Annotated in this window: 8 protein-coding genes; 1 reads left to right on the forward strand and 7 read right to left on the reverse strand. The window is 69.4% G+C overall.

What is annotated here, in order from left to right; genetic code table 11:
• Positions 1–21 precede the first annotated feature (21 nt).
• From L0977_RS19300 to def, 4 genes are all read right to left on the reverse strand, one after another.
• Complete coding sequence (locus L0977_RS19300) at positions 22–3,195, reverse strand: efflux RND transporter permease subunit (RefSeq protein WP_234266490.1); 3,174 nt, start codon at positions 3,193–3,195, stop codon at positions 22–24.
• A gap of 55 nt (positions 3,196–3,250) precedes the next feature.
• Positions 3,251–4,393: an efflux RND transporter periplasmic adaptor subunit gene (locus tag L0977_RS19305; RefSeq protein ID WP_234266491.1), complete on the reverse strand. Its 1,143-nt coding sequence runs from the start codon at positions 4,391–4,393 to the stop codon at positions 3,251–3,253.
• Positions 4,390–5,805, reverse strand: a complete 1,416-nt coding sequence (locus L0977_RS19310) for an efflux transporter outer membrane subunit (protein WP_234266492.1) — start codon at positions 5,803–5,805, stop codon at positions 4,390–4,392. Before L0977_RS19310 ends, L0977_RS19305 begins: the two co-directional genes overlap by 4 nt.
• A gap of 133 nt (positions 5,806–5,938) precedes the next feature.
• Entirely contained in the window at positions 5,939–6,478 is a 540-nt protein-coding gene (gene def, locus L0977_RS19315; RefSeq protein ID WP_234266493.1) for a peptide deformylase, read from the reverse strand.
• A 119-nt stretch (positions 6,479–6,597) separates the two neighbouring features.
• Between def and L0977_RS19320 the strand changes: the two genes are divergently transcribed.
• Entirely contained in the window at positions 6,598–6,978 is a 381-nt protein-coding gene (locus L0977_RS19320) for a hypothetical protein (protein ID WP_234266494.1), read from the forward strand.
• An 89-nt stretch (positions 6,979–7,067) separates the two neighbouring features.
• On the opposite strand, the gene ligA is transcribed toward L0977_RS19320, so the two are convergent.
• From ligA to smc, 3 genes are read right to left on the reverse strand one after another with little or no spacing between them, the layout of a single operon-like run.
• Positions 7,068–9,284 carry an NAD-dependent DNA ligase LigA gene (gene ligA, locus L0977_RS19325; RefSeq protein WP_234266495.1) on the reverse strand — a complete coding sequence of 739 codons (2,217 nt, stop codon included), beginning with the start codon at positions 9,282–9,284 and terminating at the stop codon, positions 7,068–7,070.
• A gap of 5 nt (positions 9,285–9,289) precedes the next feature.
• Positions 9,290–10,516 carry a cell division protein ZipA C-terminal FtsZ-binding domain-containing protein gene (locus tag L0977_RS19330; RefSeq protein ID WP_234266496.1) on the reverse strand — a complete coding sequence of 409 codons (1,227 nt, stop codon included), beginning with the start codon at positions 10,514–10,516 and terminating at the stop codon, positions 9,290–9,292.
• Between the two features lie 25 nt (positions 10,517–10,541).
• Positions 10,542–14,081: a chromosome segregation protein SMC gene (gene smc / locus L0977_RS19335; protein WP_234266497.1), complete on the reverse strand. Its 3,540-nt coding sequence runs from the start codon at positions 14,079–14,081 to the stop codon at positions 10,542–10,544.
• Positions 14,082–14,087 lie beyond the last annotated feature (6 nt).

Below are 14,087 nucleotides of genomic sequence, written 5' to 3' on the forward strand. Positions count from 1 at the left end.
CCCCGTTTGTCTCTGCCTGTTTCAGTGAGGCGCCGGCACGGCAGACGGATCGCGTTCGTGCGCGCGCTCGTCGACCACACGGCGTCCGAACAGACGGGCGGCGAACTTGCCGAGATCGTCCATCATCGTGAACACCGCCGGCACCACCAGCAGACTCAGCAGGGTCGAGGTGATCAGGCCACCGATGACGGCAATCGCCATCGGTGAGCGGAAGCTCGCATCGGCGGCGCCCGAGCCCAGCGCCACGGGCAGCATGCCCGCGATCATGGCGATGCTGGTCATGATGATGGGGCGCGCGCGCTTGTGGCAGGCGTCGAGGATGGCCTCCAGCCGGGGCAGTCCGCGCTGGCGCCGGGCCTCGATGGCGTACTCCACCAGCAGGATCGAGTTTTTCGAGGCCACGCCCATGAGCATCACCAGCCCGATGAGCGAGGGCATGGAAAAGCTCTTGTTGGTCACCAGCAGCGCCACGAAGGCCCCACCGAAAGACATCAACAGCGCCGGCAGGATCGTCACCGGCATCAGGAACGCCTTGAACAGCAGCACCAGCACGATGTAGATGCACAGCACGCCGGTCAGCATGGCCAGGCCGAAGCTGGCAAACAGCTCGCCCTGCACCTCGGCGTCGCCGATTTCCAGCACCGATACCCCGGCCGGCAGGTTGCGCATGCTGGGCAGCTTTTCGACCGCGGCCTTCATGTCGCCCAGCGGAATGCCGGCCAGTTCGACCTCGAAGTTGATGTTGCGGGCGCGGTCGTAGCGGCTGATCACGGCCGGGCCGCCGCCGAAACTCAGCGTGGCCACCTGCTCCAGCATCACCGGTCCGCGCGCGCCCGGCACCGGCAGACGGCCCAGTTGCGCCAGGTCGTGCCGCGCCGCCGGGTCGAGCTTGACCACGATCGGGATCTGCCGCTGTGGCAGGTTGAGCTTGGGCAGCGCCGCGTCGTAGTCGCCCACGGTGGCCACTCGCAAGGTGTCGGCGATGGCGGCGCTGGTCACGCCCAGATCGGCCGCCCGCGCGAGGTCGGGCGTGACGTAGATTTCGGTGCGCACCAGCGCCGCCGTGGACTGCACGCTGCCCACACCGGGGATGGTGCGCAGATCGCGCTCGATGGCGCGCGCCGCGCCCTGCAGCGCGGTGGCATCGTCGCCGGTGATCGCCAGGATGTACTTTTCGCCCGAACCGCCCAGCCCGACCTTGCTGCGGATGCCGGGAATGTCGGCCATCGTGGTGCGGATCTGGTTTTCGATCACCTGCTTGCGCGGGCGCTGGCCGCGCGGATCGAGCTGGATCGTCAACGCCGCCTTGCGCGGCTCGGCCGTGCCCTGGGGTGCGAACGGGTCGGCACCGGCCGAGCCCGAGCCGATGGTGGTGTAAAACGACTTCACGTGGTCGATGCCCATCACCGCCAGCCGCGCGCGCTCGGCGGTGGCCACGGTCTGCGACAGGGTTGCTCCCGGCGGCAGTTCCAGGTAGACCTGGGTCTGCGAGTTGTCGTCGGGCGGCACGAAGCCCTGCGGCAACAGCGGGATCAGCATGACCGAACCGAGGAAGAAGGCCACCGCGCCGAACAGCGTCAGCCAGCGGTGCCGGATGCACGCGGCGGCCCAGCGCTGGTAGGTGTTGAGCCAGGCCGGTTCGTCCTGGTTGGTCATCCAGGCCCAGACGCGGCCGAGGAAGGTGTTGCGGCGGGCCCAGCCCGGCGCTTCCTTGGCCGTGACCATGGGCTTGAGGATGTAGGCCGCCATCATGGGCGTGAGCATGCGCGCGACCACCAGCGAGGCGAACACCGCCAGCGCCGCCGTCCAGCCGAACTGTTTGAAGAACTTGCCCGGGATGCCGGCCATGAAGGCCGTGGGCAGGAACACCGCGATCAGCGTGAAGGTGGTGGCGATCACGGCCAGGCCGATTTCGTCGGCCGCTTCCATCGCGGCCTGGTAGGGCGACTTGCCCATGCGCATGTGGCGCACGATGTTCTCGACCTCGACGATGGCGTCATCCACCAGGATGCCGATCACCAGCGACATGGCCAGCAGCGACACCACGTTGATGGTGAAGCCCATGTAGTGCATGCCGATGAAGGCCGGAATGGCCGACAGCGGCAGCGCCACGGCCGAGACGATGGTGGCGCGGAAATCGCGTAGGAACAGCCACACCACCAGCACGGCCAGGATGGCGCCTTCGTACAGCAGCGTCATGGAGGCGTCGAACTCTTCCTGCACCGGGGTCACGAAGTCGAACGACTGGGTGATCTTCAGGTCGGGCCGGCGTGCCTGCAGTTCGGCCAGCTTCTCGCGCACGCCCTGCCCCACCTCCACCTCACCGGCGCCCTTGCTCCGCACGACCTCGAAACCGACCACCGGCCGGCCATCGAGGAACGCGGCCGCCGTGGGTTCGGCGATGGTGTCCTGGACCGACGCCACCTGATCGAGGCGGATGCGGCGGCCGTCCGGCAAGGCCAGTTCCATGCGCGCCAGATCGTCGGCAGAACCCAGCGCCGAAAGCGTGCGCATGGGTTGCTGGCTGCTGCCGATGTCGGCCCGCCCGCCCGCGCTTTCGATCTGCACCCGCGTCATCTGGCGCGAAATGTCGGAGGCGGTCACGCCCAGCGATTGCAGCTTGAGCGGGTCCAGCAGCACCTGCACCTCGCGGTCGACACCGCCGACGCGGTTGACCGCGCCGACGCCGCGCACCGACAGCAGCAGTTTGGCGATGTCGTTGTCGACGAACCAGGACACGGCCTCGTCGTCCATGCGGTCGGACGAGACGGTGTAGGCCAGCACCGGCGTGCCGGCCAGGTTGACCTTCTGCACCACGGGCTCGTTCATGTCGGAGGGCAGATCGCCGCGCACCTGGCTGACTGCGGAGCGCACGTCGTCCAGCGCTTCCTGCGTGTCCTTTTCGATGCGGAATTCCGCCGTGATGGAGACCACGCCATCCTGCACCTGGGTGTAGATGTGCTTGAGCCCCTGCAGCGTGGCGATGCTGTTCTCCAGCTTGCGCGCCACGTCGTTTTCCAGCTGGTTGGGGGCGGCACCCGGCAGGCTGGCGATGACGGTGATGTTGGGCAGATCGATGTCGGGGAAGTTCTGCACCTTCATGGCATTGAAGGAGAACAGCCCCGCCAGCGTCAGCATGACGAACAGCATCGCCGCCGGAATCGGGTTGCGGATGGACCAGGCCGAGACGTTCATGCGGACAGGCCCTCCAGCAGTCCCGCCGGGCGGTTCGGGGTGTGGGTCGGGCGTTTCATGGGCTCACCTTCACGAGATCGCCGTCGTTGAGGAAGCCGGCGCCCTGCACCGCCACCGCGTCTTGTGGCTTCAGGCCTTCGAGCACCTCGACCCGGTCGCCGGTGCGGCGGCCGGTGCCGATCTTGCGGGCCTCGGCCTTGTGCTCGGCGCCGATCACGAACACGTAGCTGTGTCCATCGCGCACCACCACCGCAGGGGCTGGCACCGTCAGCGCCTGCGTGCGGCCCAGCGCGAAACTGCCTCGGGCGAAAGTGCCGGCACGCAAGCCCGCCTGGCGTGGCAGATCGACATAGACCAGCACGTTGCGGGTCTGAGGATCGGCCGTCGGGGCGACGGCCCGCACGGTTCCGGTGACCGGTTCGACGCCGTTGACCATCACCTGGGCTTTCTGGCCGGCCTGCACGCGCACCACTTCATCGGCGGTGACCTCGGCCCGCCACTCCAGGCGCCCCTGGCGCACCAGGCGGAAGAGTTCCTGGCCCGATCCCACCACCGCCCCCACCGTCGCCGGGCGGGCCGAGATGACGCCATCGTCGGGCGCCAGCACCCGCGTGTTGGCCAGGCGCACCTCGGTCGCCGCATAGGCCGCCTTGGCCGCGTCCCACTGGGCCTGCGCGACCTTTTCCTGCATCAGGTACTGCGCGATCTGCGACGACGACAGCGCGCCGCTGTCCTGGATGGAGCGGGCCCGGTCGGCATCGGCCTTGGCGGTTTCGCGGGCGGCTTCGGCCTGGGCCAGCGCCGCCTTGGCCTGCAGGCTTTCGGCCTGGGTCGTCTCGCCGGCCAGCACGGCCAGCACCTGCCCCTTGCGCACCACATCGCCCACGTTGGCGTTCACCGTCGCCAGGCGCAGGCCGGAGAGTTCGGTCCCCACGCTGGCTTCCTGCCAGGCCGCGATGCTGCCGTTGGCTTCCAGCCGCTGTTCCAGCGCTTGCGTTTCGGGCTGGGCCACGGTCACGGTCAGCGCCGGATTGGGGGCACCGGTGGCCGTCGGGGTGGTTTCGGCAGCCGGCTTTTCGGCCGGGCCCGCACCAGGGCGCAGCACCACGAACAGGCCACCGAGCACCAGCACACCCAGCAGAATGAGCAGCCAGAGCTTGCTTTTGCCGGCCAGGAAAAAACGGGGAGAGGCGTTCATGCGGGTGCTTTCCATTCAGACTGGGCCTGCGGGTCGAAACCGCCTCCCAATGCCACATACAAAGTGATCCAGGCGCCCAGGCGCTCCTGCAGCAGGGCCACGGCGGCGCTGTCGGCCGCCAGCTTCAGGCGGCGGGCGTCTTCGAGTTCGGTCAGATTGGCCAGGCCCACGCGGTAGCGGGCTTCGGTGGCCTCGAACGAGCGGGTATAGCCTTCGACCGCGGTCTGGGTGGCCGACACGCGCTCGGCCAGCGACGAGAGGGTCACCAGCGAACGTTCCACCTCGGCCACGGCCTGGCGCAAGGTGGCGGCATAGGCCTGGGCCGCGGCTTCGTAGTGGGCCTGGGCCGCCTCGGCACGGCCTTGCAGGCCCTGGCGCCCCAGCAGCGGCAGGCTCAGGGTGAACGGCCCCACCGACCAGGAGTTGACGGAGATGTCCAGATCGCCGCCCCGGAAGCGGTTGCGCAGCACGTTGCCCTGCAGACTGAGCGAGGGCCACAGCGCCGCCTGCGAAACCGACACCGCCTCGCTCGCTGCCACCAGTGCCTGCTGGGCCTGGTAGACGTCGGGCCGCTGACGGATCACCTCGGCCGGCACGGCGTTCACCGCCAGCATCGCCTGCAAGCGGTCGTGCCCCGGCAACGCCGGCGCCGCCGCCACCTGATCGCGCAGCGTGGGCTCGGCCAGCCCGGTCAGGGCCACCAGCGCCTTGAGCTGCCCCTCGCAGGCAGCGCGCTGCTGCTGGTACCGGTTGCTGCCTTCGGCGTGGCTCGCGCGGGCCAGCGCAGCCACCGCCGGGGCGGTCAGCCCTGCTTTTTCGGTCACGGCACTGCTGCGGGCGGTGCGCTCGCGGGAATCGCGGTCGTCGGCGGTCACGGCCAGTTGTGCCAGGCACAGGCGGTAGCCGTAGTAGGCCTGCGCCGTTTCGGCGGCCACCAGCACGCGCGCAGCGTGCCAGCCGGCCCGGGCGCCGGCCTCGTCGGCCTGCGCACCCCGCACGGCCGCCGATTGCCCACCCCAGAGATCCATTTCCCAGGAAGCCTGGAGACCGGCACTGACCGTGGTGCCCAGCGGCAGGGTCGTGTCGGGTGCGCGCACCGCCGTCGCGACCGCGGCCACCTGCGGGCCTCCGGCGGCTTGCGCGCCCGCGAGGCTGGCGCGGGCGGCGAACACCTGGGCCCGAGCCGACCCCACGGAGGGGCTGAGCGCCTGCGCGCGGGCCATCCAGTCGGCCAGCGTGGGGTCGCCGAACTGGCCCCACCAGTCGGTGAGCGCCGCCGTGCTGCCCTGATGGGCCAACGGGGGCGCGTACCAGGTGGCCGGCAACACCGGCGCTGCCGGGTCGGGCGGCCGCACAGCCGCACAACCGCCCAGCAAGGCGGCACCGGCCATCGCCATCAACATGCGCTTCATCGGATCAAAGCCCCTCTCCAATCGTTTTTCGGGGAGCGACTCTAGCCGATCTCTCCCGCTCAATATGTCGTTTCGTTTCAATGGCGCAGCGCTGTGTAACAGCGCCGCGCCGCCCGGCCCAGTGGTGGCGTGCTCAGTCATCCTCGGCGGCATCAAGGCCAGGAAACAGCACCTCGGTGAACCCGAAGCGCGAGAAATCGCGCACCCGCATGGGGTACAGCACCCCTTGCAGGTGGTCGCATTCGTGCTGCACCACCCGGGCGTGAAAGCCCTCGGCCTCGCGCTCGATGGGGCTGCCATCCGGCGCCTGGCCGCTGTAGCGGATGCGCCGCCAGCGCGGCACCACGGCACGCAGGCCGGGCACCGACAGACAACCTTCCCAACCCTCTTCCTCCTCGTCCCCCAGCGGGGTGATCACGGGATTGACCAGCACCGTGCGCGGCACGACGGGCGCATCGGGGTAGCGCGGGTTGGGTGCGCCGGAACCAAAGATCACCACCTGCAGATCCACCCCGATCTGCGGGGCGGCCAGGCCGGCCCCATAGGCAGCGGCCATGGTCTGCTCCATGTCGTCCACCAGCCGGTGCAACTCCGGCGTATCGAAGGCGGTGACGGGCCGGGCAACGCGCAGCAGGCGCGGGTCGCCCATCTTTAGGATGGCGTGAACGGTCATGGCTGGTGAGAACGTTTTCGGGACGCGCCCGGTCCGGAACAACCCGGATGGCGGTGCATTGTCAAGCAAGTAGAGTGGGTGCCATACCCACCCCAGTTACAAATCCCGGGAGACCGTTCATGCCTCACGCCCACCGTCCTGCTCTCGCCCGTTCTCAGGCATCGCGGTTCTGGCCCGCGCTGTGCCGCTCGGTCGCTCTCACGGGTGGGCTGCTCGCAGGCTGCGGTGCCGCACAGGCCCAGGGGGCCGGCATTTTCAAGGACGCAGACCTCGCACTGGGTGAAAAGCTCATCGCCGAACACCAGTGCGTCCAGTGCCACGTCAGCAAGGTCGGGGGCGACGGCAGCGCCATGTACAAGCCCCAGGGCCGCTTCAACACCGCAGGCCTGCTGCGCGGCATGGTCGAGATGTGCAACACCCAGATGAACCTGGGGCTGTTTCCTGAAGAGGTCACCGCGGTGGCCGCGGTGCTCAACCGCGACCACTACAAGTTCAAATAAGGTCTTGGGCCCCACACGCCGCCGCTGACGCGGGTCGCTGCCCCGCGAGGGGGCCCGAATTCGGCCTGGGGCAGCGCTCGGCGCTGAATTCAGCCGTTCAGCAAGGCCAGCATCCCGGCCTCGTCGATCACGGCCACACCCAGCTCGCGCGCCTTGTCGAGTTTGCTGCCGGCCTCTTCGCCCGCCACCACGTAGTCGGTCTTCTTGCTCACCGAGCCGGCCACTTTGGCCCCGGCGGCTTCGAGCAGGTCTTTGGCTTCGTCGCGTTTGAGCGTGGGAAAGGTGCCGGTGAGCACGAAGGTCTTGCCCGCCAGCGGCAGCGCGGCGCGCGGCGCGGGCTCACTTTCGGGCCAGTGCACGCCCACGGCGCGCAACTGTTCGACCACCTCGCGGTTGTGAGGCTGCTGGAAGAAGGTGTGCAGGCTTTGCGCCACCACCGGGCCCACGTCGGGCACCTCCAGCAGCTGCGCTTCGTCCGCGGCCATGATGGCGTCGAGCTGGCCGAAGTGGCGCGCCAGGTCCTTGGCGGTGCTTTCGCCCACGTGCCGGATGCCCAGGGCGAAGAGAAAGCGTGCCAGCGTGGTCTGCTTGCTCTTTTCCAGCGCGCTCACGAGGTTCTGTGCGCTCTTGTCCGCCATGCGCTCAAGAGCCGCCAGCTTGGCCACGCCCAGGGTGTAGAGCTCGGGCAGTGTGCGGATCAGGCCGCCGTCGACCAGCTGATCGACCAGCTTGTCCCCGAGGCCTTCGACGTCCATGGCGCGGCGGCTGGCAAAGTGCAGCAGGGCCTGCTTGCGCTGGGCGGCGCAGAACAGGCCGCCCGAGCAGCGGTGGTTGATTTCACCCTTTTCGCGCACGACGGCGCTGCCGCAGACCGGGCAGGCCCTGGGCATGCGGAAGTTGGGCACATAGGGGTAACGCCCCGCACGCTCCGCCGCAGAACCAGGCCACTGCCCCACCTCCGGCGTGTCGCCGCCCTGGGCCGCTTCTGCGGCGGCATCGGCCCACGGCCCCGGCGCCACGCGGGCCACCACCTCGGGAATCACGTCCCCCGCACGGCGGACGATCACCGTGTCGCCCACGCGCACGCCCTTGCGCCGCATTTCAAACAGGTTGTGCAGCGTGGCGTTGCTGACGGTGGTGCCACCGACGAACACCGGTTCGAGCTTGGCCACGGGCGTGAGCTTGCCGGTGCGCCCGACCTGGATGTCGATGCCGTTCAGGCGCGTCATCTGCTCCTGCGCCGGGTACTTGTGCGCCACCGCCCAGCGCGGCTCGCGCGTCTTGAAGCCCAGTTCGCGCTGCAGCGCCAGGCTGTTGACCTTGTAGACGACACCGTCGATGTCGAAGGGCAAGGTGTCGCGCCGGGTTTCGATGCGCTGGTGAAACGCCACCAGGCCGGCCGCGCCCTGGGCCACGCAGCGGTCTTCGCACACCGGCAGACCGAAGGCGGCCAGGGCGTCGAGCAGGCGGCTGTGGGTGGCCGGCAGCGTCCAGCCGCGCACCTCGCCCAGGCCGTAGGCGAAGAAGGACAGCGGGCGCTGCGCGGTCACCGCCGGGTCGAGCTGGCGCACTGCGCCGGCGGCGGTGTTGCGCGGGTTGATGTAGGTCTTTTCGCCCTTCTCGCGCTGGCGATCGTTCAGGCGCTCGAAATGATCGCGGCGCATGTAGACCTCGCCGCGGACCTCCAACACGTCGGGAAAAGCGCCATGGGTTTCGCCGTCGGGCCGCCCCCAGGCGACACGCGCCCCCTCGGGCGGCAGCGCCCCCCGCGAAGCGGGCAGCGTGGCGGCCAACATCAGCGGGATCTGTCCGATGGTGCGGATGTTTTGCGTCACGTCCTCGCCGGTCTCGCCGTCGCCGCGTGTGGCGGCCTGCACCAGCACGCCCTGCTCGTAGCGCAGGTTGATGGCCAGGCCGTCGAACTTGAGTTCGGCCGCGTATTCAATGGCCGGCGCCTCGGGTGGCAGGCCCAGTTCGCGGCGCACGCGGGCGTCGAAGGCTTCTGCGCCGGCCGCCGTGGTGTCGGTCTCGGTCTGGATCGAGAGCATGGGCACGGCGTGGCGCACCGGCGCCAGGCCGTCGAGCACCTTGCCGATCACGCGCTGGGTCGGGCTGTCGGGCGTGCGCAGTTCGGGGTGTTCGGCCTCAATGGCCTGCAGCGCCTGGAACAGGCGGTCGTATTCGGCGTCGGGAATCTCCGGCGCGTCGAGCACGTAGTAGCGGTGGGCGTGGTGGTGCAGTTGCGCACGCAGCACGGCGGCGCGTTCGGCCGGTGTGGGCTCGGCCGAAAACAGGTCTTCTTGCATGAGGATCAGGAGAACAGGCGCCGGGCCTGGGGCGAACCGGCCGAAAGGTCGCGCCCGTCGAGCGCTTCGTACAGGTTGTCGAGGTCGGCCCCGATGGCGTCGAGCGCTTCGCTCGACAGCGCCCGGCCGGCGTCGTCGGTGACCACGCCGTCCATGGCTTCGGCCAGGGCTGCGGCGGCCTGGCGCAGGCGCACGAAGGGCTGTTCGCTGCACGGCACGTGCGTCACTTCCAGCGACAGCGCCACCTCGCGCAAGGCGCTTTGTTCGGGGTCGTCGGCCATGGCGGCCTGGGTGTCGTAGCTCAGGCTCAGCAGCGGGGCCTGCCCCGGCTGGCTCACCGGCAGCACCATGCGACCGGGCAAGGCACCCGCGACGAAGCCGACCCGCGCGGCCTGCTGGGCCACATACCCCGGGCTCCAGGCGATGCGGCGCGCGCGCAGGGTGAAGCCCAGTTGCGCGTCGTGCCCGCTGGCGAACACGTCCAGCTCGCGCGCGCGGGCCACCTCGGCCAGCATGTCGGGGAAATCGGGCGCGGCCCCCACGGTGTCGGCAAAGGCCTGGGCCTTCATGACGAATTCGGAGAACTCGATCTCGTTGAGCGGCCCCATGCGGTTGGCCAGTTGCACGCCCGCCTGCAGGGCTTTGTAGCGCTGTCCGGGGCGCGGGCTTTCCCACTCGCCGGTGCTGTCGTTCAGGCCTTCGACGGCGAAGGGCTTGCTGCCCACCCGGCGGGTGGCTGGCAGCGCGGCGATGACCGCCTCGCCCGACACCAGACCGTCGAGCGCCAGGGGTGCGATCACGTCGATCAGGGCGTCCAGCCCGGGCCGCTTTTCCAGCGTGGGCACCATGGTGTTCAGGGTGATCGGCACCACCGGCGGGGTGCGCGGGGCGTCACTGGCCTCGGCCGGCACCACCGTCACCGGGGCACCCCCGTCCAGCGAAGGTTCGATCCGCTCGGTCGGTTCGCCCGCGAGCTCAGCGCCGAAGGTGGGTTCGATACGGGCTTCCGGATCGAGTACGGGCCGTGGCATGGCCGCCTCGGCGCGGCGCAAGGACTCGGGCAGCGGTGCCCCGTCGTCGGCCTGGGGCAGCGTGTCTGCGGGTGCCGGATCCGGCTCGGGTTCGCGCGCGGTGCGCGGGGTGTTGCGGCGGGTGACCCAGGCGTTGTAGGCGACCACGCCCGCCAGCACGAGGCCGCCGACGATGGCCAGACTGATCTGCAAGTTGCTCATGGTGTCAGTGGGTGCAATCGGGGATTCAGGCGGTTTCCAGCATGCCGGCGGCGGACTCCATGTCCACGGCAACGATGCGCGAGACGCCCTGCTCCTGCATGGTCACGCCGATCAGTTGTTCGGCCATTTCCATGGCGATCTTGTTGTGGCTGATGAACAGGAACTGCGTGCCTTTGCGGCTCATGCTGCTCACGAGGCGGGCATAACGCTCGGTGTTGGCGTCGTCCAGCGGCGCGTCCACCTCGTCCAGCAGGCAGAACGGCGCCGGGTTGAGCTGGAAGATGGCAAACACCAGCGCGATGGCGGTCAGCGCCTTCTCGCCACCCGAAAGCAGGTGGATGGTCTGGTTCTTCTTGCCCGGCGGTTGCGCCATGACCTGCACCCCGGCGTCGAGGATTTCTTCGCCCGTCATGACCAGCTTGGCGTTGCCGCCGCCAAACAGCTCGGGGAACATGCGGCCGAAGTGCTCGTTGACCGTGTTGAAGGTGTTGCCCAGCAGCTCGCGGGTTTCGCCGTCGATCTTCTTGATCGCGTCTTCCAGCGTGGTGATGGCCTCCAGCAGGTCGGCCGACTGCGCGTCGAGGAAGGTCTTGCGCTCGCGGGCCGCGGTCAGTTCGTCCAGCGCGGCCAGGTTGACCGCCCCGAGAGCCTGGATCTCGCGGTGCAGGCGGTCGATATCGCCCTGCATACCGGCGATCCGCACATTGCCTTCGGTGATGCTCTGCGCCAGCGCGGCCAGGTCGGCCTGCGCCTCGGCCAGTTGCTGGCTGTATTGCTCCACCCCCAGGCGCGCGGCCTGTTCCTTGAGCTGGAAGTCGGTGATGCGCTGGCGCAGCGGGTCCAGTTCGCGCTCCAGCTTGAGGCGGTGCTCGTCGCTGGCGCGCAGTTTGGCCGTGAGGTCGTCGTACTGGCTGCGCAGCGCCGCCAGGGCCTGCTCGCGCTCCAGCTTCATGTCCAGCGCGCTCTGCAGCCCGGCCTGGGCAGAGGCATCGGTCAGGCGCGTGAGTTCATCGGCCGCGCGCTGCTGCTCGTCGGCCAGGGCCTTTTCCTGGCCGTCGGCAGTGTCCAGCGAGCGCCGCAACTCGGCCTGGCGCGCCTGCAGGCTGCGCATGGCGAACGTGGCCTCCTGCCCCTGGCGCTCCAGCGCCCGCTGCTGCTCGCGGGCCATGTGGAGCTTGCGTTCGGCCTCGATCACGTGATCGTCGAGCTGGGCATGGCGCTCCTGGCTGTCGGCCAGCTGCATGTCCAGTTCTTCGAAGCGGGCTTCGGCCGTGACGCGGCGTTCCTGAAGTTCGTCGAGCTGACCGTCCACTTCGGCCAGGTCGGCGCCGATCTGCTCGCTGCGCGCGCGGGTCTGTTCGGCCTGCTGGGTCAGGCGCAGCAGCTCCACCTGCAGTTCGTGGGCGCGGCCGCGGGCCTCGCCCGAGTCGCGCCGGGCCGCCACCAGGCGCTGCGAGGCATCGCTGTAGGCAGCTTCGGCGCGCACCAGGGCCGTGCGCGACTGCTCGGCGATCAGCACCTGCGCCTTGAGCTGTTTGTCCAGGTTCTCGATTTCCTGCGCCCGCGCCAGCAGACCCGCCTGTTCGCTGTCGGGCGCGTAGAAGCTCACGCTGTGGGCCGAGACGGCGTGGCCACTGGGCACGTAGACGGTCTGCCCGGGCTGCAGTTGGGCACGCAGTGCCAGCGCCTCTTCGAGCGTGGGCGCGGTCAGGCAGCCGTGCAGCCAGTCGGCCAGCAGCGCCTGGAGCCCGGTATCGTGCAGGCGCAGCCAGTCGGCGAGCGGCTTGGCACCGCCCACCGCCACCGGCGCGGTGGCCGCCCCGGCGGGCACCGGGCTGTAAAAAGCCAGCTTGGCCGGCGGTGCGCCCGTGCCCTGGTGGCCGAGAAAACCGCGCACCATGTCCAGCCGCGAGACTTCGAGCGCCGACAGCCGTTCTCGCAGCGCGGCTTCGAGCGCGTTTTCCCAGCCGGATTCGATGTGCAGGCGGCTCCACAGGCCCTGCAGGCTGTCCAGCCCGTGCTGGGCCAGCCAGGGCTGGAGCTTGCCGTCGGTGCGCACTTTCTCCTGCAGCGCCTTGAGCGCTTCGAGCCGGGCCGACAAGTCGGCCTGCCGGGCCGATTCGCTGTTGACGGCCTGCTGCGCGGCGCGGCGCTGCTCGTCGAGCTGGGGCACACTGTCCTGCAGCTCGTGCAGCACGGCTTCGGCCAGCTCGGCGGCTTCGTTGGCGGCGTCGAACTGGCCCTGCATGTCCTGCAGGCGGGCCTCATCGGGCGCAGCCAGCGCGTTGCGGTCGGCCAGCAGGCGCTCGCGCCGCTGGTTGAGCTGGCGGCTCTGTTCTTCGATGGAGCGCTGCTCGGCCGCCAGCACCTGGATCTGCTGCTGCACCTGCGCCACGCTGGCGCGCTGCTCATTGGCGCGGTTCTGGGCCTGGCGCAACGCGTCTTCCAGCGCGGGCAGCGTGCCGGTCTGTTCTTCGCCCTGCGCCGCCAGGATGGTGGTCTTTTCTTCCGCGTCGATCAGGGCTTCGGCCAGTTGCTCCAGTTCCACGGCCGCGTCTTCGCGCCGTGTGGCCCAGCCGGTGATCTGCTCCTTGAGCTGCGCCAGCCGCTGTTCGACGCGCTGGCGGCCTTCGACCACGAAACGGATCTCGGCTTCAAGCTTGCCGACTTCGGCGCTGGCCTCGTACAGCTTGCCCTGGGCCTGGTTGACCTGGTCGCCGGCCTCGTAGTGCGCCTGCCGGATGGTTTCGAGTTCGGACTCGACACGCCGCAGGTCGGCCGTGCGCGATTCGAGGTCGTTGACGGCCTGGGCCGCATCGGTCTTGATGCGCGCCTGGTCGGCCTCGGCCTCGGCACGCTTGAGGAACCACAGCTGGTGCTGCTTGAGCGTGGCGGAGGCGGTCAGCTCGTTGTAGCGCGCGGCCACCTCGGCCTGTTTCTCCAGCTTGTCGAGGTTGGCGCCCAGTTCGCGCAGGATGTCTTCCACCCGCGTCAGGTTCTCGCGCGTGTCGGCCAGCCGGTTGCCGGTTTCGCGCCGGCGCTCCTTGTATTTGGAGACGCCGGCGGCTTCTTCGAGGAACAGGCGCAGTTCCTCGGGCTTGGATTCGATGATCCGGCTGATCGTGCCCTGACCGATGATGGCGTAAGCGCGCGGGCCCAGACCGGTGCCCAGGAACACGTCCTGCACGTCGCGGCGGCGCACCGGCTGGTTGTTGATGTAGTAGCTGCTGGTGCCGTCGCGCGTGAGCACACGGCGCACGGCGATTTCGGTGAACTGGCCCCATTGGCCGCCGGCACGGTGGTCGCTGTTGTCGAACACCAGTTCGACGCTGGAGCGGCTGGCCGGTTTGCGGTTGTTCGTGCCGTTGAAGATCACGTCCTGCATGGACTCGCCACGCAGCTCCGACGCCTTGGACTCGCCCAGCACCCAGCGCACGGCGTCCATGATGTTGGACTTGCCGCAGCCGTTGGGGCCGACCACCCCGACCAGTTGCCCGGGCAACAGGAAGTTGGTGGGTTCGGCAAAGGACTTGAAGCCCGAGAGCTTGATCGATGACAGTCGCACGAGGAA

The organism is Hydrogenophaga sp. NFH-34, assembly GCF_021401345.1.
Lineage (GTDB): Bacteria > Pseudomonadota > Gammaproteobacteria > Burkholderiales > Burkholderiaceae_C > Hydrogenophaga > Hydrogenophaga electricum.